This is a genomic window from Microbispora rosea (assembly GCF_044460045.1).
GTDB lineage: Bacteria > Actinomycetota > Actinomycetes > Streptosporangiales > Streptosporangiaceae > Microbispora > Microbispora rosea.
In genome coordinates, this window is the sequence record NZ_JBITJO010000011.1 from 63,607 (window position 1) to 89,600 (window position 25,994).

The 25,994-nt window shown below is 63.5% G+C and carries 18 protein-coding genes and 1 tRNA gene; 13 read left to right on the forward strand and 6 right to left on the reverse strand.

The genetic code is table 11. The features are described 5' to 3' along the window. Positions 1–153 precede the first annotated feature (153 nt). The 7 genes from ACIBK1_RS33730 to brxL all read left to right on the forward strand — a co-directional run bounded on the left by ACIBK1_RS33730 (position 154) and on the right by brxL (position 13,192). On the forward strand, positions 154–348 hold the full coding sequence (locus ACIBK1_RS33730) for a helix-turn-helix domain-containing protein (protein ID WP_396739764.1): 195 nt from the start codon (positions 154–156) through the stop codon (positions 346–348). 81 nt (positions 349–429) lie between these two features. Then, a complete protein-coding gene (locus ACIBK1_RS33735; protein ID WP_396739912.1) occupies positions 430–1,032 on the forward strand; it encodes a DUF1819 family protein in 603 nt (200 codons plus the stop codon). A gap of 2 nt (positions 1,033–1,034) precedes the next feature. Continuing rightward, entirely contained in the window at positions 1,035–1,634 is a 600-nt protein-coding gene (locus ACIBK1_RS33740) for a DUF1788 domain-containing protein (protein ID WP_396739766.1), read from the forward strand. A gap of 4 nt (positions 1,635–1,638) precedes the next feature. Next, entirely contained in the window at positions 1,639–5,127 is a 3,489-nt protein-coding gene (gene brxC / locus ACIBK1_RS33745; protein WP_396739768.1) for a BREX system P-loop protein BrxC, read from the forward strand. Next, positions 5,127–8,558, forward strand: a complete 3,432-nt coding sequence (pglX, locus tag ACIBK1_RS33750) for a BREX-1 system adenine-specific DNA-methyltransferase PglX (RefSeq protein WP_396739770.1) — start codon at positions 5,127–5,129, stop codon at positions 8,556–8,558. Before brxC ends, pglX begins: the two co-directional genes overlap by 1 nt. Continuing rightward, the gene (gene pglZ / locus ACIBK1_RS33755) at positions 8,551–11,046 is read left to right on the forward strand and encodes a BREX-1 system phosphatase PglZ type A (protein ID WP_396739772.1); all 2,496 of its coding nucleotides are present in this window, start codon (positions 8,551–8,553) and stop codon (positions 11,044–11,046) included. Before pglX ends, pglZ begins: the two co-directional genes overlap by 8 nt. Positions 11,047–11,056: 10 nt before the next feature. Next, complete coding sequence (gene brxL, locus ACIBK1_RS33760; protein WP_396739774.1) at positions 11,057–13,192, forward strand: BREX system Lon protease-like protein BrxL; 2,136 nt, start codon at positions 11,057–11,059, stop codon at positions 13,190–13,192. 219 nt (positions 13,193–13,411) lie between these two features. Here the strand turns inward: brxL and ACIBK1_RS33765 are convergent, their stop codons facing one another. Further along, positions 13,412–15,031: an endonuclease NucS domain-containing protein gene (locus ACIBK1_RS33765; RefSeq protein ID WP_396739776.1), complete on the reverse strand. Its 1,620-nt coding sequence runs from the start codon at positions 15,029–15,031 to the stop codon at positions 13,412–13,414. Positions 15,032–15,359: 328 nt separating this feature from the next. On the opposite strand from ACIBK1_RS33765, the gene ACIBK1_RS33770 reads away from it, so the two are divergent. Then, positions 15,360–15,431 (forward strand) — tRNA-Arg (locus ACIBK1_RS33770). Positions 15,432–15,594: 163 nt separating this feature from the next. On the opposite strand, the gene ACIBK1_RS33775 is transcribed toward ACIBK1_RS33770, so the two are convergent. Beyond that, positions 15,595–16,671: a 1-aminocyclopropane-1-carboxylate deaminase/D-cysteine desulfhydrase gene (locus ACIBK1_RS33775; RefSeq protein ID WP_396739778.1), complete on the reverse strand. Its 1,077-nt coding sequence runs from the start codon at positions 16,669–16,671 to the stop codon at positions 15,595–15,597. 77 nt (positions 16,672–16,748) lie between these two features. Here ACIBK1_RS33775 and ACIBK1_RS33780 point away from each other — a divergent pair, with 77 nt between their 5' ends. Continuing rightward, positions 16,749–17,651 (forward strand): LysR family transcriptional regulator, encoded by a 903-nt coding sequence (locus ACIBK1_RS33780; protein ID WP_081903927.1) that lies wholly within the window; start codon positions 16,749–16,751, stop codon positions 17,649–17,651. Between the two features lie 167 nt (positions 17,652–17,818). Here the strand turns inward: ACIBK1_RS33780 and ACIBK1_RS33785 are convergent, their stop codons facing one another. After that, a complete protein-coding gene (locus ACIBK1_RS33785) occupies positions 17,819–18,715 on the reverse strand; it encodes a LysR family transcriptional regulator (protein ID WP_030511368.1) in 897 nt (298 codons plus the stop codon). Between the two features lie 157 nt (positions 18,716–18,872). On the opposite strand from ACIBK1_RS33785, the gene ACIBK1_RS33790 reads away from it, so the two are divergent. After that, positions 18,873–19,355, forward strand: a complete 483-nt coding sequence (locus tag ACIBK1_RS33790) for a PAS domain-containing protein (RefSeq protein ID WP_396739781.1) — start codon at positions 18,873–18,875, stop codon at positions 19,353–19,355. A gap of 583 nt (positions 19,356–19,938) precedes the next feature. Here the strand turns inward: ACIBK1_RS33790 and pdxR are convergent. Further along, positions 19,939–21,342 (reverse strand): MocR-like pyridoxine biosynthesis transcription factor PdxR, encoded by a 1,404-nt coding sequence (pdxR, locus tag ACIBK1_RS33795; RefSeq protein WP_396739783.1) that lies wholly within the window; start codon positions 21,340–21,342, stop codon positions 19,939–19,941. A 188-nt stretch (positions 21,343–21,530) separates the two neighbouring features. Between pdxR and ACIBK1_RS33800 the strand changes: the two genes are divergently transcribed. Beyond that, on the forward strand, positions 21,531–21,998 hold the full coding sequence (locus tag ACIBK1_RS33800) for a cysteine dioxygenase (RefSeq protein WP_396739785.1): 468 nt from the start codon (positions 21,531–21,533) through the stop codon (positions 21,996–21,998). Positions 21,999–22,088: 90 nt separating this feature from the next. Next, a complete protein-coding gene (locus tag ACIBK1_RS33805; RefSeq protein WP_396739787.1) occupies positions 22,089–22,652 on the forward strand; it encodes a dihydrofolate reductase family protein in 564 nt (187 codons plus the stop codon). Between the two features lie 14 nt (positions 22,653–22,666). On the opposite strand, the gene ACIBK1_RS33810 is transcribed toward ACIBK1_RS33805, so the two are convergent. Then, complete coding sequence (locus ACIBK1_RS33810; protein ID WP_030511363.1) at positions 22,667–23,440, reverse strand: IclR family transcriptional regulator; 774 nt, start codon at positions 23,438–23,440, stop codon at positions 22,667–22,669. A 189-nt stretch (positions 23,441–23,629) separates the two neighbouring features. On the opposite strand from ACIBK1_RS33810, the gene ACIBK1_RS33815 reads away from it, so the two are divergent. Beyond that, a complete protein-coding gene (locus ACIBK1_RS33815) occupies positions 23,630–24,880 on the forward strand; it encodes an FAD-dependent oxidoreductase (protein ID WP_396739789.1) in 1,251 nt (416 codons plus the stop codon). Between the two features lie 283 nt (positions 24,881–25,163). Here ACIBK1_RS33815 and ACIBK1_RS33820 read toward each other — a convergent pair whose 3' ends face one another. Continuing rightward, positions 25,164–25,919: an SDR family NAD(P)-dependent oxidoreductase gene (locus ACIBK1_RS33820; RefSeq protein ID WP_030511361.1), complete on the reverse strand. Its 756-nt coding sequence runs from the start codon at positions 25,917–25,919 to the stop codon at positions 25,164–25,166. Positions 25,920–25,994: the final 75 nt, after the last annotated feature.

The following is a 25,994-nucleotide window of genomic DNA, read 5'->3' on the forward strand; positions in this document are numbered from 1 at the left end:
CGGCCCAATCTTTGCGGCATGACATCGGATTTGGCCACGAACCACACCTATAAACCCGACCATACCCGGTGAAACCTGCCGGGGACCGGTCAGGCATCTACTACGATGCAGCCGGTCCGGTGTTGCCCGTCGTGCGCCATCTGGAGGTTGCCCGTGGCTGAACCATGGCTGTCCGCCGATGACATCGCCGCTCACCTGGGTGTCACGAAGGACACGGTCTACTCCTGGATCGCTGAGAAAGAAATGCCAGCTCACAAGCTCGGCAGACTCTGGAAGTTCCAGGTCAGCGAGGTTGATGAGTGGGTACGCAGTGGCAGTGCGGGAAGCGAGGGCAAGAAGTCTCGCTGAATGCCGAGCAACCTCAGTGGTCGGTTGTAAGCTGATCTACTTGCCTGAATCAGGGAGGAGGTTCCTGTGAGGCACGCGACTGTGCAGCGATACGCGCTCTCCTTTACAAGTGGTGCTCTCCTTATGCGGGAGGCGGTGATTGTCGCGCCCTTGTACCTGGCGCAGCGCAACTGGGGGCTGGTGCGGGCATGGATCGAGGAGCGGAATCTGCTTCAAGCGCGCACGCTCTCCTCAAGGAGCCGCCTGGCCCGTGAGGTCACTCAGCGACTCGCCGTGCTCACCGACGATGAGATCGAGTTGCTGATCGATGCGACGGCCACTGAGCGTGGACACCTGCTGTGGGCGGCTGCCTGCCGTCGCTATGACCTGATCGGTGAGTTCGCCGAGGAGGCGGTGCGCGAGCGGTTCCTCCTGTTGACACCGACACTCACGTACGAGGACTTCGACAGCTTCGTGCGCGGCAAGGCTCTATGGCACACCGAGCTGGCTGAAGTCAAGGACTCGACGCTGCGCAAGCTGCGCTCGAACGTGTTCCGAATGCTTAACGAGGCAGGCTTGCTCTCCGACCGCGGGCACCTGTTCCAGGCCGTGCTCTCGCAGCGGGTCGCCGGTGTCTTGTCGACGCGCACCCCGAGCGATCTGCGATTCTTCCCGACTAACGATGACGCTATAGGAAGGCCCTAGCGGTGACGCCGACCGAGCTGTCCAAGCAGGAAGAGCATCTGTTTAAGGTGCTCAGCGGCGAGCGATTCCTCCAGATGAAGGGCCTGAGCAACGAGGTGCCATTCTTCATCTACCCCTACGACCCCGAAGACGCCCTCGCAATCGCGGGGTCCAAGAAGCGTATCAAGAACCGATTGGCCATCAAGGGAATCGAGGTCCGCGAGATCAACCTCTACGACCTCTCCGTGGAGATGCTCAAAGAGCGCGGGGTCTGGGATCGCCTACTCGCCCTCGAACCGGAGCAAGACAAGGCCGACTTCCGCGAGTTGCTTCAAGGAATGCTCGACCCGCAGCTCCACTTCGCGCCCAAGATCCGTGCCAAGCTCGCCGAGGGTGACTTCGACGTCTTCTTCCTCACCGGCATCGGCGAGGTCTTCCCGTACATCCGCTCGCACAACGTGCTGAATAACTTGCAAAGCGTCGTGACGGGCAAGCCGATGCTCATGTTCTTTCCCGGCCGCTACGAGCAGTCGGACACGCTGGGGTCCTCGCTCGTGCTATTCGGGCGACTCAAAGACGACCAGTACTACCGAGCCAAGAACATCTTGGAACAGGAGGCTTGACTCGATGAAGTTGAACGAGATCTTTGCCAAGGACGTCCAGCGTCCGATTGAGGGCGTCATTAAAGCTGACGACACCGCGCACCTGGGCACCGAGGTCGACGAGTACGTTCTGACCAATGAGGCTGCCAAGGGCCTCGAACTCCTGCTTGAGGCGTACACGAACTACACCAACGCGAACGGCGTGTGGATCTCGGGCTTCTTCGGCTCAGGTAAATCCCACTTGCTCAAGTTGCTCGCCCACCTGCTTGGCGACGTAGAGGGGCAGGAGTTCCCGCGCGAGCGCGTGTCCGAGAGCTTCCGGTCTAAGGCGCAGGGTGCGTTCCTCCCGGCCTTGTTAGTCAAGGCCGACCGCATCCCTGCCAAGAGCCTGCTGTTTAATATCGACCAGAAGGCCACGGTCATTACGAAGGACCAGACCGACGCACTGTTGAAGGTGTTTGTCAAGGTTTTCGATGAGAGCCGCGGCTACTACGGCAACCAGGGCCACGTGGCTCGATTCGAGCGGGACCTGGACAACCGCGGCCAGTACGAGGCGTTCAAGACTGCATACGCACAGATCGCGGGACGCGACTGGGCGCACGGCCGCGAGGAGGGCGTGCTCGAAGAGGGCAATGTGGCCAAGGCGTACGCCGAAATAAGCGGCCAGACCGAGGGGACGCCGACCAACATCCTGACGAAGTACCGCAACGAGTACTCGGTGTCGATCGAGGACTTTGCTAACGAGGTCAAGGCGTGGGTCGACAAGCAAGATGAGGGCTTTCGGCTGAACTTCTTCGTGGACGAGGTCGGCCAGTTCATCGGGTCGAACACGCACCTGATGCTGAACCTCCAGACGATCGCCGAGTCGCTGAACACCAAGTGCCAGGGCCGAGCGTGGGTGTTCGTCACCTCCCAGGAGGACATGGATAAGATCGTCGGCGACCGCACCAAGCAGCAGGGTAACGACTTCTCCAAGATCCAGGCACGATTCAAGACTCGGGTGAAACTCACCAGTGCCGATGTTGAGGAGGTCATTCGCAAGCGTCTGCTGGAGAAGAACGAGGCAGGCGAGTCCGCTCTGGCGAAGATCTACGCCGAGCAACACGCGAATTTCAAGACGCTGTTCGACTTCGTTGACGGTGCGAAGACCTATCGCAACTATACCGACGAGGCGCACTTTGTTGGAACGTACCCATTCGTCAGCTACCAGTTCCCGCTCTTCCAGGCGGCGATAGAGGGCATCTCGGACCACAACGTATTCGAGGGCCGCAATAGCTCGGTCGGTGAGCGCTCTATGCTCGGCGTCGTACAGCAAGTCGCCAAGGACGTCGGTGATGTCGAAGTCGGCAGGATCGCGACATTCGACCACATGTTCGCAGGCATCCGTGCTTCGCTGAAGTCCGCAGCGCAGCGCTCGATCGACGTCGCCGAGCGCAACCTCGATAACGAGCTTGCCGTGCGCCTACTCAAGGCGCTGTTCCTGGTCAAGTACATCGAGGGCTTCCACGCGACCCCGCGAAATCTAACCGTGCTGGTCTACGACCGGTTCGGGCTTGACCTGCCCGCGTTATCCAAGCAGGTGCAGGAGGCCCTGACGCTGCTGGAGACGCAGACGTACGTGCAGCGCAATGGCAACGTCTACGAGTACCTGACAAACGAAGAACAGGTCATCGAGGAAGAGATTAAGAACGTCGAAATCGACGCCTCCGAGGTCAGCAGTCGCCTGTTCAAGATCCTCTCGGGCGATATCATCCGCACCAACAAGCTGCGGTACGCCAAGAACGGCCAGGACTTCGTGTTCGGCTACAAGCTCGACGACCAGGTGTATGGGCAGCAGCGCGAGCTGACGGTTCACTTCATCACCCCCGAGTACCCGTTCGGCCCAGAAGAGACCCGAATGCACAGCGCCGGCAAAGACGAGCTGCGCGTCATCCTGGAACCGGACGAGCGCGCCCTATCTGACCTGCGACTGCTCATCAAGACCGAGAAGTACACCAAGCGCAAGCAGACGACCTCGCTCTCGGCGATCGAAGAGCAGATCCTGCGTTCCAAGGCGACACAGAACATCGAGCGCGAGAAGGAACTCGTCGAGCGCATCCGCCGAGCCGTCGGCAAGGCAGACCTCGTAATCAATGCCACCGACGTGACCTCCGCAACTCAGGACGCCATCGCCCGTGTGACTGACGGGTTCCAAGACCTCGTCAGCCGTACCTACACCCAGCTCAGCCTCCTCGGCGGGGCCACCTACAGTGAGCAGCAGGTCGCCACTTTCGCCAACCCCGACCAGTCAGTTATCTTCGACGACCCGTCGCTCTCAAAGCTCGCCACCCCGGGCGACGAGGTGTTCTCGTTCATTCTGCAACGCGACCGGCTCGGCGAGCAGGCGACCGTCAAGACGATTGTGGGTGCGTTCCAGGCGAAGCCCTACGGCTGGGATCTCGCCTCGATCGAGGTCGTCCTCGCTTGGCTTGTGGGCACCTCGAAGCTCACGATCGCAGTCGATGGGAACGCCCTGAAGCGCACCGAGGTCGCGGCGGTGCTGCGCAACACGCAGAAGCACTCACACGCGGTGGTCACTCTGCAGAAGGTCTTCAACGAGCGCAAGGTAGCGGCGCTCCGCAAGTTCTGCACCGACTTCTTCGACGAGGCGACCGCGCCGAAGGACCCGCTGGAGCTTGCCCGGTACAGCAGTGACAAACTGCGCGGCAAACTCGACGAGCTGAAAGCGCGTGTGAATGGGTCGAAATACCCGTTCATGAAGCAGTTGGACGCACCGATGGCGCTGCTCGAACAGGCGGTAGGCAAACCCGCCGAGTGGTATCTAACCGACTTCAGTCTCGGCGAGGAGCTACTCGACGCCAAGGACAACGTGATCGACCCGATCCAGTCGTTTCTCAATGGCGGGCAGCGAGCCATCTACGACGACGGGGTCGCGCTGCTCGCGACGAACGCCAACAACCTCGGCTACCTGCCCATCGACAGTGATGCCGAGGTGAGGCGGTTGCTGGAAGACCCGAACGCGTTCCGCGGCAACCGTATGGCACAGCTTAAGCAGGCGGCAGAGGCGCTCTGTAAACAAATCGAAGAGGCACTTGCAACCAATCGCGCAGTCGTGGTCAGAGCGATCGAGGGCCGCAAGACCGAGGTGCTCGGCAGTGCCTACTACGAGAACGCCACTGAGGACGCGCAGAAGCGCGTCGTTCACGTGATCGATGGGATCATCGCCCGCATCAGCAGCGAGAAGCAGATCGCGCTCATCCGCGAGCAAGGGAACAGCTTCGAGGAGACCATCTACCCATCGCTGCTCGATCAACTCGTATCCTCCGCTCGGTCTGCCGGCAGCACCGATGATCCCGAGCCCAAGCCCGTCAGGCAGATCGTCTCGATCAAGACGATCACCGCGCCTGGCGTCCACGGTGTGCTGGAGACCGCCGAGGACGTCGACCGATACGTCAATGCGCTCCGCGGCGCGCTGCTGTCCACGCTCAACGACGGAAAGCGAATCGCACTCTGATGGAAACCGCTCCGCTGAAGTCTTTCGCCACTTGGGCGCGCACCGCACTCCTCCGAGAGGTGGCGGCCCGCATCGCGGTCGTACTTGCCCCTGCCTCGCCGGAGCGCGTAGAGCAAACCAATGCGGTTGCCGCCCTGGAGAAAGCTGTCAGCGCCGCAGGTGGTGGTGAGACGGGCCGCGCTACCGTCGCGGACAGGGTGGCGTATACCTGGTTCAACCGCATCATCGCGCTACGGTTTATGGACGCCAACGGCTACACCGGCGTCGGGATCGTCTCACCCGAACGAGGCCGCGAGGGCGGCCAGCCGGAGATCCTTGCCGAAGCCAAGCGCGGGAACATCGAGAGCACGGTCGTCATCAACAAGCGCGCTGTTGAGGCCATCACCAGCTTGCTTAACGGCAGCCGCCGCAGTGAGGACCCGCAGGGCGAGGCGTACGCACTGCTGCTCGCCGAGTACTGCCGGCACTGGAACCGCTCAATGCCGTTCATGTTTGAACGCGAGGGCGACTTCACGGAGTTGCTCGTTCCGGCCAACCTGCTCGCCGAGAACTCCGTGCTGGCCCGCGCGGTGGCCGTGCTCACCGAGGACGTGTGCCAGGACGTTGAGGTAATCGGCTGGCTGTACCAGTTCTACATCTCCGAGCGAAAGGACGAGGTCTTCGCCGGGTTCAGGAAGAACAAGAAGGCCGGGGCCGCCGAGATCCCCGCCGCCACCCAGCTCTTCACCCCGCATTGGATCGTCCGCTACCTCGTCGAGAACTCCCTCGGACGTCTCTGGCTGCTCAACCGGCCCACCTCCCGGCTCGCCGAACAGATGGAGTACTACATCGCCCCGGCCGACGAGGAGACCGACTACCTCAAGGTCGCCAGCCCCGAAGAGTTGAAGATCATCGATCCCGCATGCGGCTCCGGCCACATGCTCACCTACGCGTTCGACCTGCTTTACGCCATCTACGAGGAAGAGGGCTACGCACCTTCTGATATCCCCGGGCTGATCCTCGCCAACAACCTCTACGGCACCGAGATCGACCCCCGCGCGGGAGCTTTGGCCGCGTTCGCCCTCACGATGAAGGCGCGCGCACGCCAACGCACCTTCTTCAACAAACAGGTCAAGCCGAACATCTGCGTGCTCGAACCAATCTCGTTCACCCCCGCGGAGTTGGACGCGCTCGTCACCCGTGACGGTGACCGCTCCGAGGAGGAGGCGTTCTGGAACCAGTTTGAGCACGCCGACACCTTCGGGTCGCTCATCCGCCCGCGTGAGCAACTGATCCAGCCGCTCAAGCAACACCTCGACAAGCATGCGCCCGACGATGGCGACATCATTGGGAACGAGCTTCACGAGCGCGCGCGTCGGGTGGTTCTCCAGGCTGACTACTTGTCGCTGAGGCGCCACGTGCTTGTTGCGAATCCCCCCTACATGGATGCGCGCAACATGTCGGGACAGTTGTACGACTTCGTGTCACTTCAGTTCCCTGCAGGGGCTTCCGGCATCGACTTGGCCTTCGCGCTGAGGTCTCGGTCATTTGTGCAGGCGGGCGGCTACATTGCCTTGCTCACGATGGACAGTTGGCTGGGCAACGTTGAATGCCGAGACTTTCGAGGAATCGTCCGGAAGGATCTGGAGCTCTACGCCCTGCTCCATCTTGGTAAGCGGGCATTTCCTGAAGTCAACGGCGACGTCGTTCAAGTGGCTGCCTCTATTTTCGTGAACGAGCCAGATAGAGGCCGTGATTCGGTATTCATCGACGCTACCGAGGGCGTCACTGGTGCCGAGAAGACAGCGCTTTTTAGGAATCCTCAACGGTACTACACACATCCACTGAAGTGGTTCGACACTTTCCCGGGGCAGGTCTTAACTCCGTACGCGGCTTCAGAGACTGCGCATCGCACCTTTGAGGCAGCGCCACCGATGAGCGACGTGGCAGAGGTGAGGACTGGCCTCCAAACGGGGGACAATGGCGCGTTTCTCCGCTACTGGTACGAAGTCTCCGCCTCACGGATCAAGATGGCTTCGACCGACGTGCAAGCGAAATGGGTACCCTACGTCAAGAGCAGCGCACCGACGAGGTGGTTTGGACGGGAGGACCTTGTGGTCGATTGGGCGGATGATGGTGCTCGAATCCGGGAGCATCCGAGCTCGGTTGTGAGAAACCCTGCTTACTACTTTCGTTCCGGCATCTCGTACGGAGGCTTGGCAGGTAATCTCAAGGGTCGCTTGGTGGATGATTTTGCCATCTTTGACCAGAAGAATTCGATGGTTTTCCCGCGCGCCGGAACTTCCCCATACACGCTACTTGCGCTCGTGAACAGCTCTGCGCTCGAGACCTTGGCCCGCCTTCTGTCGCCCAAGGGGTTTGGTGTTGGCGTTCTCGGGCAATTGCCCATCCCCGAGGGGGTTCTCGATGACAAGTCAATTGATGCGCTTGCGCGTGAGGCTCTGGTTCATTCTGGACGTCTCTATGATCAGGATGAGACGTCTTCGGGTTATCTAGGTTTGGATTCGCTTCTGCTGAATGGCGAGGCAACTTCGCAGGTCCAGGACGCCTTCCATTCGACCGTTTGCGAGGAATTGCGGCTGACGTCGCGACTATCCGAATTGCGCAGGGAGAACGACGAATATTTCGGGAGGGCTCTCCTATCTAGCTCCCAACCAGTGGCGCGGGATGAAATGGTCCGACCCGTGTCCACCGCCAGATCCTTTTCTGCGTCGCTCGTCTCCCTAGCGGTAGGCTGCATGTTCGGGCGCTACAGCCTCGACGAACCGGGCCTGGTTCTCGCGAACCATGGCGACACGTTCCAGGACTACCTGGCGAAGGTGCCGAATCCGTCGTTCATGCCTGACAAGGACAACGTCATCCCGATCGTCGATGGCGATTGGTTCGAAGACGACATCGTGGCGCGCTTCCGCCAGTTCCTCCGGGTGGTGTTCGGCGAGCAGCACTTCGAGGAAAACCTGCGCTTCGTCGCTGAGTCGCTCGGCGTGAAGGACCTGCGCGACTACTTCGTAAAGTTCTTCTACAAAGACCACGTTCAGCGGTACAAGAAGCGTCCGATCTACTGGCTGTTCTCCAGCCCCAAGGGATCGTTCAACGCCCTCATCTACATGCACCGCTACACGAAGTCGACAGTCTCGATCGTGCTGAACGAGTACCTTCGCGAGTTCAAGGCGAAGCTGGAGGCCAAGCGCCAGCACCACGAGCGGCTCGCCGCGGGGACTGGCACTCCACGGGACAAGGCCGCCTGGCAGAAGGAGGTCGACCGCCTGCGCAAGGTGCTGCTTGAACTCGACGAATACGAGCACGATGTGCTGTACCCGCTGGCGACCCAGCAGGTGCAGATCGACCTCGATGACGGCGTGAAAGCTAACTACCCGAAATTCGGTGCTGCGCTGAAGAAGATCCCCGGACTTGAGGCTAGCGATGAGTGAGGCATCCGCCGTCCGATTGCACCTGGAGCGTCGCTTCGAGACGCACCGGGTGGTGTTCTGGCACGACCCCGAGGGCGAGTACGCCGCCGACCTCGACTCGCTCGCCTTGGAGGGCGTCGAGATTCTGCGTGTCGCCAACGACGAGTACGCGGTTAAGAACCGGCTGCTGCACCTAGAACCTGAGGCGAAGTTCCTCGTCTACCGTTCGGGTTCAGTGCCAGCAGGGATCGGTAACTGGCTGCTCGACCTGGAACTGGCCTACGGCATTTTCACCGCGGATCGGGCCTCGCTCGTGCAGCAAGAGCTCGGCCTGACCGCCGACGGCACCGGTGAGGTCGTCCAGGCGCACGAAAAGTTTTTCCGGGCTACCAAGCGAGTGCAGAACCTCAAGACACTGCTCAACCCTAACGATGACGCACGGCTGCTGAAAGCCAAGATGTCGGCCGTCCTGCTCGGCCAGCGAGAGCACAGCATGCTAGAGATCACCCGAACTCTGCTAATTGAGAATGGTACTGGTGCGGACACGAAGTACAGTGCACTCGCCGAGTACGGCCTCGGCGACTTCTACTGGCAGGGCGTCGGGTCAATCTACGGCTACACGTCGCCGAGCCCGAGCATCGACGACTTCGTGTTGTGGATGTTCCGGCAGGCCATGGACGGGTTCAAGTCTGAACGTCCCGGGGGCCTCCGGAACATCCAGCTCGACTTCGGAAGCCTGCGCTACGACATCCGCAGCCAGAAGGCGATGATCAAGATCGCGAAACGTGTAGCTCGCGACCTGGACTACGCGCGCACGATCGAGGACGCAAGCTTCCGAGACCTGCTAGGCAATGATCTGTTCGAGGAGGCAGACCAGAAGATCATCAGCGACCTTGCGCGTGCCGTCGCCGACCGAGCGGTCACGGCTCGAGAGGTCACCGAGGTAATCCGTAGCCGTCAGAGCAGCATCTGGATCGACGGGTATCGCAAGCTGTACGCCGCGATCGGTAGCGCTTCTGGCCTGCTGACCGCCCTCAGCGCTCTCAGCCTGTCGATGCAGTCGTTCGATGAGGGCTTGGAGCAGTACCGGCGCGACTGGTTTCGTATCGATCAGCTCTACCGGCAGTTCACCTACGCGGCCCGCACTGCTGAGCACACCGGCCCGCTGGAAGAGCTGCGGGCGCAGGTCGAATCGTTCTACGTGAACAAGTTCCTGTACACCTTGGGCGCCGCATGGCAGCAGCATGTCGATGGCGTCGACCGGTGGCGTTCCGCCGTGCTACGGCCGCAGACCTCGTTCTTCGCCGACCACGTTAAGCCGATCACGCGGGACGGCCGGCGTAAGGCCGTCGTCATCGTTTCTGACGCCTTGCGCTACGAGATCGCCGACGAGCTGGGTTCGCGCATTCGCCAGGAGGACCGTTTCGACGCGACCCTTGATGCCGTTCTGGGGGTGCTGCCGAGTTACACCCAGCTCGGGATGGCCGCGCTCTTGCCGCACGCTACCATCGGGCATTCCGGCAAGGGCGATCTCGTCGATGTGGACGGCCAACCGTCCGCAGGCACTGGCAACCGCAGCAAGATGCTCGCTGGCGTGCTGGGAACGGCGGTCCCCGCCGAAGACCTGCTCAGCATGACCCGCGATGAGATTCGCGAGCTGTACCAGCAGTACCAGGTGCTGTACGTCTATCACAATCGCATCGACGCGATCGGCGACAAGCAGGGCACCGAGCGGCAGGTTTTCGAGGCCGCCGAGAAGACGCTGGAGGAGCTTGTCGACCTGGTCAAGCGCCTCACGAATGCCAACGCCACAAACATCCTCGTGACCGCCGACCACGGCTTCCTATTCCAAGATTCCGCACTCGACGACGCGGGCTACCTGTCGGTCGCCCCGCAGGGCGACAACATCGCAGTGCAGGCGCGCCGCTACGTGCTGGGAACAGGGCTGAAACCCGACCCGGCGTTCAAGACGTTCACCTCTGCCCAGCTCGGGCTCGACAGCGACTACGAGGTGCAGGTACCGAAGTCGATCCACAGGCTTCGGCTCAAGGGCTCCGGCGCGAGGTTCGTCCACGGCGGCGCGACTCTCCAGGAGATCGTCGTGCCCGTGCTGACGATCAACAAAAAGCGCAGGAGCGACACCCGCCTGGTCAACGTGGAGATTCTGCCCGAGTCGGACAAGATCACGACCGGGCAGCTGGTGGTTAAGCTCTTCCAGACCGAGCCGGTGAGCGAGAAGATCCAGCCGCGCAAGGTACGGGCCGGCCTATACGTCGGCGAGACCCTCATCTCAAACCAGGCCCCACTGGTCTTCGACCAGGAGTCGACCGACAAGCGAGACCGCTATCAGCGTGCGGTCATGTTGCTCAGCCAGGATGCGAACGACTACAACAACCGGACGGTCGAGTTCCGGTTGGAGGAACTGATCCCCAACACCAACCAGTGGCGCGTCTACGCTAAGGCGATGTACACGCTGAAGCGCTCATTCGCCTCGGACTTCGACTTCTAAGGAGGATGCAGTGAGTGAGGTCAGTCAGGGGGCATCTGTCGACCCAGACGCGCCAGTCGATGCTGCGCCGATGCAGAGCGAACTAGACCGCAAGATAAACCGGCTCTTCCCGGGTGCGGTCGTGCGCAAGGACTTAGTGAAGGCAGTCAAGGGCAACGCCATCGTACCGTCCTATGTGCTGGAGTACCTGCTCGGGCAGTACGCGGCATCCAACGACGAGGCCACCATCCAGGCGGGCATCGACACGGTGCGCAGGATCCTGGCCGACCACTACGTGCACCGGAACCAGTCCGAGCTGGTGAAGTCCACAATCCGCGAGCGCGGGCGGCACCGCATCATCGACAAGGTCACCGCCACGCTCAACGAGAAAGACGACGTCTACCAGGCCGAATTCGCCAATCTCGGCATAAAAGGCGTGCTTGTCGAGCCTGCCACGATCAAGGCGCACCCGAAACTGCTCGTCGGAGGGGTGTGGTGCATCTGCGACATTGAGTACTTCCACAGTGAAGACCCGCGGGTGGTGCCATGGATACTTGGGTCGATCAAGCCTATCCAGTTGTCGAACTTCGACAACAAGGGCTACCTGGCGGCTCGGCGCGAGTTCACTACCGACGAGTGGATCGACCTGCTCGTGCAGTCCGTCGGATTTAATCCCGAGTTGTTCGGGAGGAGAGCCAAGCTCATCCAGCTCGTGCGGCTTATACCGTTCGTCGAGCGTAACTACAATCTCATCGAACTTGGCCCCAAGGGCACCGGCAAGTCCCATATCTTCTCCGAGTTTTCGCCCCACGGCATGCTCATCTCCGGAGGAGAGGTCACCGTGCCGAAGTTGTTCGTCAACAACGCCAACGGGCGCATCGGCCTGGTCGGCTACTGGGATGTCGTTGCGTTCGATGAATTCGCCGGCAAGAAGAAGCGCACCGACAGGGCGCTCGTCGACATCATGAAGAACTACATGGCGAATAAGTCCTTCTCCCGCGGCGTTGAGTCGCTCGGTGCTGAGGCGTCGATGGTCTTTGTCGGCAACACCTCCCACACCGTGCCGTACATGCTCAAGCACTCCGACCTGTTCGACGAGCTGCCCGAGAGCTACCACGATTCCGCCTACCTCGACCGGCTGCACCACTACATCCCTGGGTGGGAGGTCGACACCATCCGCGGGGAGATGTTCTCGAGAGGGTACGGGTTTGTCGTCGACTACATCGCCGAAGTGCTCAAGTCGATGCGCTCCCAGGACTACTCGGACCGCTACCAGAAGCACTTCTCGCTCTCCTCCGACATCTCGACGCGTGACCGCGACGCGATCCACAAGACGTTCTCGGGCCTGATGAAGATCCTCTACCCGCACGGAGAGGCCGCACCCGAGGAAATCGAGGAGATCCTGCGGTTCGCGATCGAGGGCCGCAAGCGCGTCAAGGACCAGATCCTGCGGATCGACTCGACGATGGCCGACGTCAAGTTCGGTTACCTAGACAGGAGCGGATCCTGGCACCCGGTCTCGACCTTGGAGGAGGACGAATACCCGGCGTACTACCACCGCGAGCGCCAAGAAAGGTCCGAGTCTGCGGGCGGGACGGTCGGACCGAGGGTGGGCGCTGTGGTGTCCACTGGGCACGATGAGACTTCGGATAAGCACGCGCAGGTCGCGGAGGCTCCGCTGTTCGAGGGGCACCGTGAGTTCCAGGAGAACCAGCGCGGCGTCTCGTTCGCCACGCTTTTGGTCCCGTACCTACGTGGAGCTGATCATATAACGATCACGGACCCCTACATTCGCCAGTTTCACCAGGCCCGCAACCTCATGGAGCTCATCCAGGGGATCGCCGCCGCTAAGGACCCTGCCGACGAAGTCAACGTCAAACTCATCACCACGGAGAACAAGGACGAAGACAAGCTGCGCAAGCAGCTCGAATACCTGCTGAAGATTAAGCAGGGCGTAGCAGCGGGTGGCATCAACTTCGACGTAACGTTTGACGACACGATCCACGACCGCTCGATTATCACCAACGCCGGATGGAAAATTTTACTCGGCCGCGGGCTCGACATCTTCCAGTACGTCACCGGCGATGCATTCGACCTCGCAGCCAGGCTTCAGGAGTATCGGCAGGTTAGGGCGTTTGGCGTGACCTACATCCGTGAGAGAGAGTGACCGACATCAAGTCGGCCTTGAACTGCCTCTACGACTGGTCAGTGGCGCAAGGGGACGTGCGCATATTCCCATCGTTTATGTCGGGCGAACACCGCCAAACCCGTCCTCCATCAGGGGCTTGGCATCGGGTGACGGCGGCTGATGTGACAGCCATGCCATGCGATTCGGCACAGGTCCTGTAACTTCCCGCCTTATGTGCCCTCATCCGAAGGACAAGTTTCAGCTGCCTATGATATGGAGGTCCTGCCTGTACTCCTGGACGAGGAGAAAGACCTCTTCGCGGTATCGCTCGATGAAGTCGGTCAAGGAAAACAAACCCCTCAAATTTTCAACGGCACCAGGCTTCAGATCCTTCGGCAGGAGAGTAGTCCTCATACGCTCCTCGAAACTTCCTTGGGTCTGCGGCGTTGAGACCGAAACATCGGCCACGTACCGCAAACCTAGAAGCTGTAGTAATTCCCGGTCAGCCTGCCAATACATGCCAGCTAACCTAGCAACGTGCCAGCTCATAGCATTGTCGTACACTTGCGCGACGCGAGACTGCAGGTCAGGAACCCCGATACCATTCCACTGAAGCATCCCGCGCAGCTCGAAATAGGGGTGGTCATCGTCGCGCGGCTGGGCCACCGCTGATACCACCGGCACATGTTCGCTCAGGCTTTCCGCTAGAATCTCTGCACGGTATTCACCGATGTTGTAGGGCAGCGCATAAATGAAGGCACCCATGAGGTCGCACGGATTGTAGATATGCAACCGGACATCGTACTCGACAGATAGGTCGCCGACAATGTCGAGCCAGCCTCCGACAACGTCAACCCAATCCTCATTGGTTTCCAGACATTCCATTGCCGCCTGCCGAAATTCATTCCAGTTTGACGCGATTTTCGTACTCGCGCTGCTATTGAAGAGAAGCCGCGCTCCACCGTCGTTTCCGCGTAGAGCCTTGATGAAGTCATCATTTTCGTACGGGCCAAGCGTAAACGCCCCCGAGGTTCGAATCTGCTTAATCTCCCAACCAGGGTCGCCGACGAGCTTGGAGAACACACCAGGACTAGCGCTTTCGGAGGTGTCGGCAAAAACCGAACTCGTTACGTGACACAGGGCGTCGTATTCATCGGGATGCTCATATTGGTCGCGCTCAGTCTCGTCCACGACCTCGTGACTACACTCCTCCCGGCAATTTGACAGGCCCTTGGTAGTATCGAGACGGCCGAAGCCTAGATACAGGGCATGGGGGTACATCACGATCCCCGAAGGTCCGCAATAGTCGAGGTCAACACCGACAAGGTCAACCTCGTAAACCTCAGCAGCGCAACGGACCACCTGTTCCCAGCAGCGATCCCGCCCATCAGGATGCCTAAACAAATAGATAAAGTGAACGGACGTCAGCTTTTGATCAAGCGGTTCAGGGAGAAAATCAACCCGCTGAGCATCGAGCGGAACCCCATCGTCATCTATTTGTAAAATATACCCACGAAGGTCGTGATGCCAGTCACGGGCGATATTGCTGAGTGGCGCCAAAAGCTCTTTCCACTGCTGCTCAAGGGCAACCACAATAACCCTGATACGGTCAGCAGGAAGCCGCTTCTCGCGCCGAAGCAGCTCCGCATATTTTGCGATCTCTTGTGTGGCCTCCCGGGCCGTCTGGTTCGCCCGCTTCAGTTCGATAACCACCCACATACGGTGTTGGTCGCGAGCGAGAATGTCGATCCGACCTCCGGTACCCTGAGAGTTGGTCAGGATGTATTCCTCATCGACCAGGCGTAGCCCCGGCTCAAGGACATGTAGCCGCTGTGCAAGAAACGTCCGAATACGGTTCTCATGAGGAGCGGTGGTCATGCGGCGCCTCCCGACTGCTTGATAAGACATCTACCATGAGATCACGAAAGGCTTCCCCATGTCTCTACCTTCGATAGGCCTGACGGCCAACGCAGCTCACGGCACTTGGTGCCATACGACTTACTTGGGCGCTACGAAGACGCCGGGTTCCCCATGAGATTGCGCTTCTACTCACCGGGGAGAGAAGCCGGACGCCGGTTACGCGAAGTAGGTCGTAGCCAGCACCAGATACCCAAGTAGCGTGGTGGCCGGCCTGTGTGAGTAACGGGATATGCGCGGGATGATCTTGAGAGCGTTACACCTTCAGCGAGGTGTTACCGCAGCTCAAGCCCCCTGATCTAGGTGTACGGCCCCCGCTCTCCTAAAGCGGGTGCCGCAGGTTCGAATCCTGCCGGGGGCACTCTTTTATCAAGCCAAACAGCCCATCACCCTCGTGCATAGGTGGTGTGCTGCATAGGATCGCGGGCCACGACCGATCGGGGCGTTTCGAGTGGTGATTGAGGTGATCGCCACGTTGAGGCTTCGTGCCGGTCGAGGCCGAGCGCGGTTGATGGGCTGCAGGCTCAGGCCGTGATGTGCCCGACGACTTGGGGGATCTCGAACAGGTTGCCGGTGTCTCCGGTGTGCAGGAACGCGACGTTGCTGTCGGCGGGGATCCGCCCGCTGCGGGCGTGGTCGAGCAATCCCGCGAGTCCCTTGCCGGTGTAGACGGGGCCGACGAAGACGCCCTCTGTTCGGGCCAGCTCACGGATGGCTGCTGTGCTTTCGGCGGACGCGACGGCGTAGTCCTCGCCGATGAAGCGCTGGTCGATGTCGATCTCGGCGCGGATCGTCGCGTCGTCGGGTACAGGCGCGCCCAAGGTGGCCAGCACCGCCTTGGTCCGTTCGACGATCACGCCGGGGTTCATCCGGTCTCCGTCGTTGAACCTCTGGATGGAGATCGACCGGAACTTCACCGGGTGTCCCAGGCATAGCTTGGCCGCCAGCATCCCCGGCAGCGCGGTCCCGGTGCCGATCGTGTGGTAGACGTAGTCGAGCTCGACTCCTGCGGCATCGGACTGTTCAAGCATCTCCCGGAACGTCAGGGCGTGCGCGATGTAGCCGTCGGGGTGCGCACCACCGGTCCCGACAAGGAGGACCTCGTGCCCCTGCGCTTCGAGTTCGGCCTTGCGCACCGCGATGGCGTCGGTGATCCGCGCGGCCTCGTCCGGAGAGTGCCAGACGTTGCCGCTGACGTTGATGACGTTGGTTTCGACACCCATCGTCTTGTTGAGCAGATAGTTGCCGCGAAACTCGCCGAGCTCACCATGCCGGCGCACGTTCCGCGTCAGAAACAGGATCGGCGTGATTCCTACGCTCAGGCAGGCGGCGGCGAACTGCAGACCCGAGTTGGTCAGGTATTCGCCCTGGGTGATGACGTGTGTCACTCCGTTCTCGAGGGCCCGCCCCAGGATGAACTCGGCCAGGCGCATCTTGCTTCCGCTGATCGCGCTCGGGCCTGCCAGGTCTTCGCGCTTCATGAAGAGGTCGAGCCCGTACGCGGCCGACAGGTTGGGCAGCGCGTGGAACGGAGTGGGGTAGAACCCGACCCGGCGTCGGGGGAGCTTGTTGACGGCGGCGTCGAAGTGCGTGAAGTCCATGCGGTCCAGCGTCGAGCACGCAGCAACATTAGGACAAGCGATGATTTCTTCACGGGCCATTAGCTACGCTGAACTTCGTGTCATGGAGTTTCGACCCCCGCCATCTACGGACTCTCGAGGCCGTCGTGCGGCTCGGCTCGTTCGCCGCTGCTGCCGAAGAGCTCGGCTACACCCAGTCCGCGGTCTCGCAGCAGGTTGCGGAACTCGAACGACGGGTCGGTGCGCGGGTTGTGATCCGGCGGCCCGTCCGTGCGACCGAGGCCGGGCAGGTCCTTCTCGACACCGAGGCCGCGATCAGCATGTCGATGAGTCGCGCCGCCACCGAGCTCGCGGCGCTCGCGGACGGAACCGGCGGCGAGGTGCGGCTCGGCGCGTTCATCTCGGCGGCGGCCTCCATCGTCCCTCTCGCACTCGCCCGCCTGCGTGCGGCCCATCCGGCGGTTCACATCACGCTCCGTGAACTTGAGCAGCGTGAAACGCATGCGCTGCTGTTCCGGGGAGAGATCGACCTGGCCATCACCTTCGACTACGAACACGCTCCCGGGCGGGTGCCCGCCGGGCTCGTGCAAGAGCACCTCATGGACGATCCGATCATGGTCGTCCTTCCCGTCGGCCATCCCCTGGCCGGAGCCGACAGTGTCACCCCAGCCGATCTGCCGTCGGACGCATGGATCAACACGGCGGTCGACGTCCGCGACTTGGCAGCGTCACCCGTCCACGGCGACCGGGGAAGCGGACATCGTTTGGACTTCGACGGCATGGACTTCCGCACTGCGCTCAATCTCGTCGCGGCGGGTCTCGGCGTCGCGCTGCTGCCGCGGTTGTTGCTGTTGGACGCTCCGCCGAGCGTTGTGGCTCTGCCCATGCGGCAGCCCACGTTCGTCCGTCGTCTCCACACCTGCCGGCTCGATACGAGAGGCGTGAGCGCATCGATCAGGCGGCTGGAGATGTACCTGCGGGAGGCGGTGGCGGAACTCTGAAACGACGCACCGAGCGTCCGCCAAGAGGCGCAGAGGTGATCGGGTTGAGCTCTTGTTCCACATGTTCGGCAGCAGGACGCCCATCAAGAGGGTCCGCACCGAAAATCACCCACCGGACCGCCAACGGCTGTACCCCAGAACTCACCGAGACGCGCCCGAGGCCGTGCTTACTTGGGCTGGACCCTTGTTCTGAGGTGTGCGGCGAGCGCCGCTGCGGGTTCGGAGAGCCCGGACCAACTTTGGCCGCACAGCAGCAGGTTGCGCCTCGCCCAGGAATTGGTCAGGTCCACAACCCGCAGGTCGTAGACGCGCTGCCAACGGGCCGCCGCGAGCGCGGGAACCACGGCGATGCCGACCCCAGCCGCCACCGCACTGCAGATCGCCTCCGTGGTCGGCAGATGCGCCCGGTAGCGCGGACGGAGCCCGAGCGGCTGGGTCTGCCCGCTCAGATGCTCCTGCAACGGGTTCCCCTGCGTGAAACCGACGAACGGGTGGCCCAGACACTCGCTGAACGCGACATGAGCACGCCCGGCCAGCGTGTGGCCTGGCCGGGCGATGACGACCAGCGGGTCGGGACGCAGCACGGCGCGTTCCAGCCGGCCCGAGTCCACGGTATCGGCGATGATCCCCAGTTCGACCCGGCCGTCGGTGACGGCGGCGACGATCTCATGGCTCGCCCGCTCCTCCAACTCCAGGTCGATGTCGGGGTTGTCGGCCATGAAGTCGACCAGCACCGACGACACGAGCGTTTCGGTTGCCGAAGTGTTCGCCAGGATCACCAAAGTGGATCGCAGGCCGTCGGAATACCGGGCCAGTTCAGAACGCATCCGGGCGACCTGCCCGACGACCTCGCGTGCATGGGCCACCAACAGCCAGCCCGCCGGCGAGGGCACAACGCCACGGCGATGCCGGATCAGCAGCGGCGCCCCCAGAGCCTTCTCCATCGCTTTGATCCTCGCACTGGCCGAGGCCAGCGACAGGTGTGACCGGTCCGCTCCCTGAGTGATGCTGCCCTGGTCCACCACCTGCAGGAACAGCTGGAGATCGGTCAGGTCGTACGCCATGGCCGAGACGCTACTCCCATCGGCCCGGTCCGAGAAGCCTTCGGCTCAGCCGAAGACTCATACGCAAAAAGGCTCATTGTCAACCCCATGTCAGGCGGGCAGGCTTCAAAGCGAGACCGGACGCAGTCCGTCGAGCACGAGCACCTCGGAGGTATCGATGACATCTCAGGCCGAGCCGGCCGAAGCCGCCGAGAGCCGCATCGCCACGGACTGGGGCCTGGACGAGTGGGCGGACCGGCTGATCGATCAGGCTGGAGTCGGAGTCACCATCCTGAACCACCACGGCACCGTGATGTATTACAACAAGTGGGCTTCGGAGCACCTCGACCGCCGACCCGAATACATCGGCAACGACGTCCGGAAACGGCATCGCCGAGCGGTAACCAATCCCCGTTTCGACGCCATGCTCAAGCTGTTCGAGGACGGCCGCGTCGAGCCGGTACGCTACGTCGCCAGACCCTATGGAAAAACCACAATCCTGGTCACGGTCTCACCGATCCGGGTCGACGGCGAACTGGTCGGCTTCTCCCAGATCGTGCTTCTCAAGGACGAGGTCCAAGAACTCTGTGCGCGATTCGACGAGTCCGGACGCGAGTCCTTCGAAAGAGAAATGCTGCCCAACGGCCCGCCGGCGACCTGAAGGCGTGAGGTCCGCCCAATGCCGCCCGCCCTTTCGGAGGCAGGCGACCCCGCGCTGACGCGAGACGAACGCGATCGTCTTCCACACGTGGATGACCTCGCGATGGCCGGACACGTGCCGGGTATCGACGGACGGTCGACGGGGGCGCCATCGTTCGCCCAGACCCCAAACAGACCCGCGCGGACGTACAGCGACACCGCCGCACAGCACGCGTCCAGATCACACGTCACGCACCTCGCCGCCCACGCCCGAGTGGTCCGGTGGGCGAGAGCGACAAGGCACTGGGACACCGAGTTGACCTTGCCATTCGCCTCATGACCTGGGGCTTCTCCCCCGGTACGGCTTCCCCCGTGTGCAGCCGCAGGCCACCGAGAGCAAGCCTGGATCACCGTTCACGGAATATCCACGGAATGACCTTGGGGCCGTTCGACCAAAGGGCGTTCTCCGGTCGGGTTTCCCGTCAGTCGTCATCCGTCACCGGCACGCCGCTTCACAGGCGTGTCATCGGGATCCCCTACCGGGAAGTTACCGCTGAGTCCGCGCCATGCGGCACCGTGCCGGGACGCCGGTGCCGCTACGCGGCTTATCCCTGCCGCAGTAGGTCGCCGATGGCCGCGATCCCGCGTCTGATCGCGTCCTGGTTGACGTCTCCGAATCCGAACACGATCGCCGGCGGCCCATCGCTGTTCGGTGATCGGTATCGAGCGAGCCCTTGCAGCCCTACTGAACGCTGTGCCGCCGCGGCGACGATCTCCGCCTCGTCGGCTCCCTCGGGGAGCTGAGCGATGGCGTGGAAGCCGGCGGCGAGGCCGGTCAGCACGAGGTTGGGAGCGTGCTCGCCGATCGCTTCGACCAGTGCGTTGCGCCGCGCGGCATAGACGCCGCGCATGCGGCGTAGATGGCGATCGAACCGGCCCGACTCGATCAGCCGAGCCAGGGCGAGCTGGTCGAGTATCGGCGAGCAGCGGTCGCACCGGTGCTTCTCCTCGGCGATCCATGCACCCAGGTGCCGTGGAGCCAGCACCCACCCAAGTCTCATCGCGGGAGCGAGAGACTTGCTGACCGATCCGATGCTCACGACGCGATCCGCCGCGAGGCCCTGGAGCGATCCGACGGGTTGCTTGTCGTAGCGGAACTCCGAGTCGTAGTCGTCCTCGATCACCACCCCGTTCACCTGCTCAGCCCACTCCAGCAGTGCCAACCGCCGATCGGGGGCGAGGACCACACCGGTTGGGGTCTGGTGGGCCGGCGTGACGATGACCGCGGTCGCTTTCGTCCTGGCGAGCTCGTCAACGACCAGGCCGCGGTCGTCGACGGGGATGAAGACCGGCTTCAGGCCCGCCCGGCGGACGAGAATCGGCATGTCCAGGTGGCCCGGGTCCTCGACGGCGACGGAGGTGGCGCCCGCGGCTCGCAGTGCGGCCAGGGTGAGGGCGGCGCCTTGGGTGAACCCACTACAGATCACCACGTCGTCCGCACCTGCGAACGCTCCGCGAACCCGTCGCAGGTACGACGCGATGACCTCTCGCAGCCTGATCGAGCCCTGGGGATCGCCGTACCCCATGTCACGGGCAGAGGCCGTGCGGGTGGCCTCTCCACATGCCCACAACCAGTCGCGTGCCGGAAAGCTGTTCAGGTCGGGGCGTCCCGGCGAGAAGTCGATCTCCATCCTGGCGGCAGGCGTGCCCTCTGGTGATGTGACGACGGTCGTCTGCGGGCTGAACGCGACCCGCGTCGCCGAGCCGCCGAAGGCACGCAGGTAACCCTCAGCCTCCAACTGCTCATAGGTCGCCTGCACCAGGCCGCGGGAGACACCAAGGTCCACCGCAAGCCTTCGCGACGACGGCAGCCGCTCGCCGATCTGCAGACGCCCCTCCCGGACCGCCGTTCGCAGCGCGTTCTGCAACTGCGAACCCAGCGTCTCGGAGCTCTGGCGATCGAGCCGGATGAAGACGTCCGGGGTCAGACCGGACCACTCAACTGCCATGGAACTGGACCTTACCCAGGTCCACCTACCTGGCCTAGCGTCGCATCAACCAACCACGAGGACGCCTGATGCACGCCATGCAGTCCACTTCTCCTGCTACCGCGACCGGTCCGGAAAGTCCCTCCTCCCTGGAACGCATGTATGCCGCGATCCGGGCCGCAACCCGGGTCCCGGCAGACTGGCAGACCGTGGTCGACGCCGTGGTCGCCGGCCTGAGGGGGAAGCTCCCCCCAGCCGACGACGTCCTGCGGCAGGTCCCGGCCCGGGCACGCCGAGGGAGTGACCGAAGCCAGGTACTTCACGTCGAGCCCGACGGCAGCTTCTCCGTCGTCGCGCTCGTCTCCCGGCCCGGGCAGGCGACCAGCGTGCACGACCACACGACGTGGTGCGCCGTCGCGGTCGTCGCCGGTACCGAGTACGAGGAGCGGTTCAGCCTCGACGAAAGCGGCCGAGCCCTGCTGTTGACGGGGACCGGCACCGACCACGCGGGGACGGTGAGCGGCTTCGCCCCTCCCCACGACATCCACCGGGTGACCAACTCGGGCGCGACGGTCGGCGTATCCCTACACGTATACGGCACCGATATCGGCCGGATAGGGAACAGCGTGCGCCGTACCTACGACCTGCCCATCGTCGAACCGAACGAAGTCGGCTGACGGGGCCACCTGATCATGTGCACCGCGGAGACCCCGCAGAGCATCGACACCTCGTTCACCGCGCCGATCAACAAGCTCAAGGAGTGACAGATGGCAGACACGGAACGGCAGACCGCCGAAGGCAAGGTGCTCTGGCATTTCACGATGTCCCTGGACGGGTTCGTGGCGGGGCCGAACCACGCGATGGACTGGATGACCGGGATCTCGTTCCGCCCCGGCCTCATCGAGGAGTACGCCCGAACGACCGGCGCCGTGCTGGGAGGCCGAGACGGCTTTGACGCCTACCCCGACGTCAGCGGGATCTACGGCGGCGCGTGGCGGGGGCCGGTGTTCGTCCTCACGCACCACCCCGAAGACGCGCAGCCTTCCAAGGGCGTGACTTTCCTGAGCTGCGATGTGGCCGAGGCGGTTCGGATCGGGCTGGAGGCCGCCGGGGGCAAGAACCTCGAGGTCTTCTCGGCCACGCTCGGCCGACAGCTTCTCGAACGCGGACTGATCGACGAGGTCGACCTGCACATTGCGCCGGTGCTGCTCGGCGACGGGATCCGGCTGTTCGACAGCCCCGGGAGCGCCCCCGTCCGACTCGAGCTGCTCAACGGCGATGACCATTCGGCCGCGGTGAACGTGCGGTACCGCCCGATCGCGACCAGGTAGGCCAGAAGGACATGTCAATGCGACGGAGCCAGACCTCCTGCCTCGATGGCGCCGGCCGCACGGTGCAGGGTAGCGACCAGGCCGGGCAACTGGTGCCGGTCGTAGCGCACCGACGGCATGGAGACGGAGAGCCCCGCAACCGCCTGACCCTCCGCATCGCGGACCGGGACACCGACCGCGACGACCCCGCGCTCCGAGAGCTGGTCGTTGACCGCGAAACCGGACCGGCGGATCCGGGCCAGCTGCGTCCGTAGGCTCGCCAAGTCGGGCCGCTCCTCCGGGCGCTCCACGTAGCGCTCCGGGGCGTAGAGGCCGTCAACCTCCGACGGCGAGAGCTCGGCAAGCAGCACGAGTCCACCTGTGGTGCGGTACGCGGGGAACACCATCCCCTCACGAGAGCCCACCCTCAGCGCGTGCTGGCACTCGATGCTGGCGATGAACCGGGTTCGGTCCCCCGTCCGGATCGCCAGGTTCGCCGACTCCCCCACAACGTCGACGAGGCGTTGCAGGTGGCCCAGCGCCCGGCTGCGCAGGCGCGACACGCTCGACTGCGAGTACGTCGCCAACTCCAGCACCGGGCCGGGGTGGTACGTGCGGCGGTCGTCCTGGACGGCGAAGTCGCGATAGACGAGCGTCTGCAGGAGCCGGTGGGCGGTCGATCGGGCGACACCGAGCCGCTCGGCGATCTGGCTCACCGTGAGACCGCCCTCCAGCTGCAGCATGACCGCGGCACGCAGCGCGTGGTCGGCACTGGTCACTATGTAGGCCGGTGGGGTCTTCGGGTCCACGCTGTTTCTCCGATCGGTTCCGCAATGCAGAATCTTAGGTTCTGCACCGGCGACGCCTGCCACCGTAGAACACGTGACGACGACAGACCGGTCCGGCCTTCGCCGATCTCCCCGAGGACTTCCTGACCCCGCTGGTCGCCGATGTCGAGGCCAAGCGCGTCAGTCCCTGGCTCTGAGGAGGCACGCACTATGAGCAACGTGGACGTGATCATCGTCGGCGGCGGCATCGGTGGACTGAGCACCGCCTTCGCCCTGGCCCGGCTCGGCCTGAAGGTCCGGGTCCTGGAGCAGGCACCCGAGTTCGGGGAGGTCGGAGCCGGCCTGCAGCTCGCGCCGAACTGCACCCGGATCCTCGACGACTACGGCCTGCTCGACAAGGCCACGTCTCTCGGCGTCGTCCCCGAGCGGATGGTGATGCGTGACGCGATCGACGGCAGCGAGCTGACCTCGCTCGACCTGCGCGACCTCGAGCGGACCTACGGCTATCCCTACATGGTCATCCACCGCAGCGACCTCCACCGTCTGTTCCTCGAAGCCTGCCGTACCGCCGGCGTCGAGCTGCTCACCCATCAGCGGGTCACGGCGTACGCCCACGCCGAGGGCAACGCCACCGTCGTCACGGAGGACGGCACCACTTGGGTCGCCCCGCTCGTGATCGCCGCCGACGGCCTGCACTCGGTTGCCCGCAAGCTGCTCGTCGACGACGAGCCCGTCTCCTCCTCCTACGTCGCCTACCGCGGCACGGTCCCCATCCCCGAGCTCACCCGCCCAGTGGACCTCTCCGAGGTCGTCGTGTACGTCGGCCCGCGCTGCCATTTCGTGCACTACGGGCTGCGCGGCGGAGACCTCCTCAACCAGGTCGCCGTGTTCGAGTCGCCGAAGGCACTGGCCGGGCTCGAGGACTGGGGCACGCCGGACGAGCTCGACACCGCGTTCGCGGCCACGTGCGACGACGTTCGCGCCGGAATGCCGCACATGTGGCGCGACAAGTGGTGGCGGATGTTCGACCGCGACCCGATCAGCACCTGGGTCCAGGGCCGGATCGCGTTGCTCGGCGATGCCGCCCACCCGCCGCTGCAGTACATGGCGCAGGGCGCGATCATGGCGATTGAGGACGGTTGGGTGCTGGCCGAGCACCTCAAGCGGCTGCGTGCGGGTGACGGCGCGCCGGACTGGGACGGTGCCCTCGCGGCGTACGAGGCCGTGCGCCCCGAGCACTGCCGCCGCGTGGTGTTGACAGCCCGCACCTGGGGCGAGCTGTGGCACCTCGACGGGCGTGCCCGCGAGCAGCGCAACCTTCTCCTCCGCCACCGGGCGATCGACGACTACTCGTTCACCGACTGGGTCTACGGGCCCACGGCCCTGTTCCCTGAGGACGAGCCGCCCATGTTCGAGCCGATCCCACTGGCCACGGCCGACCTGATCGTCAGCAACTCCTAGCCCGGCCGCGTCGGGCTGCTTGCCCGAACCTGGCGCGAGGAGCGCAGGTGCCGCTGATGTCCCGGCCGACCAAGACGGTGCCGGTCCTCGGCGTACCGGCCGGCCTGCGGGTCGCCTACGGGCACGGCAGCGACGCGATCCACGCACGAAGACCTACCTCAACGCGCGTGACGCCTACCACTTCGCGCGGCTCCGGCGCCGGCGAGCAGAGTCGCCACAGCCCTGCCGATACCGCGCCGGCGCCGACGACGACCGCCCGCTTGCCGGGGATCTTTCGTCGTGCTCAGGAGAGGTGGAGGGGGTAGCCACCGGAGACCGACAGGGTCTGCCCGGTGACCATACCGGCGGCGTCGGTGCACAGGTAGTTCATCGCGTTGACGATGTCGGCCATCGTCCCCATGCGGTGGATCAACTGCATGTCGTCGATCAGCACCCGCAGCTGGCCGGACAGCTCGCCGATCGCGTTGTCCGAACCGATCGCACCCGGCGCGACGGCGTTGACGCGGATGCCGTCGGGCGCGAACTCCTCGGCGAGCGCGACGGTCAGGCCCCGGACGCCGAGCTTGGTGATCCCGTACACGGTGTTCGACAGATAGCCGGCGATCGACGAGAGGTTGAGGATCGCCGGGCTCTTCCCCCGGGCGAGGTACGGCCGAGCAGACCTCGCGCAGTTGACGACGCCCACCACGTTGACGCCGAGGATCTGGTGCCACTGCTCGGCCGTGACCGAGGTGACCGGGACGTTCCACTTCATCAGGTGCAGGCCGGCATTGTTGACCAGGACGTCGATGCCGCCGAGCTCCTCGGCCGCGGCGTCGACCGCGGTCTGGACGGACCGCTCGTCGGCGACGTCGCAGAGCACCGCCATCGCGGCGTCGCCGAGCTCGGCGGCGGCGGCCTCGGCCGCAGCCAGGTCGATGTCGGCGATGGCCACCTTGCCGCCCTGCCGTACGACGTCGCGCGCCATCTCCCGGCCGATGCCGTTGCCGGCGCCGGTCACGAACGCCACCCGGTTCTCGAATCCTCGTGAGTCAGTCATCTTCTCGGTCTCCTTCTCGGGTGGGTCTGTCGCCGCCAGGCAAGTCGCGTTGTGCGAGCGGCACCTCGGCCACGG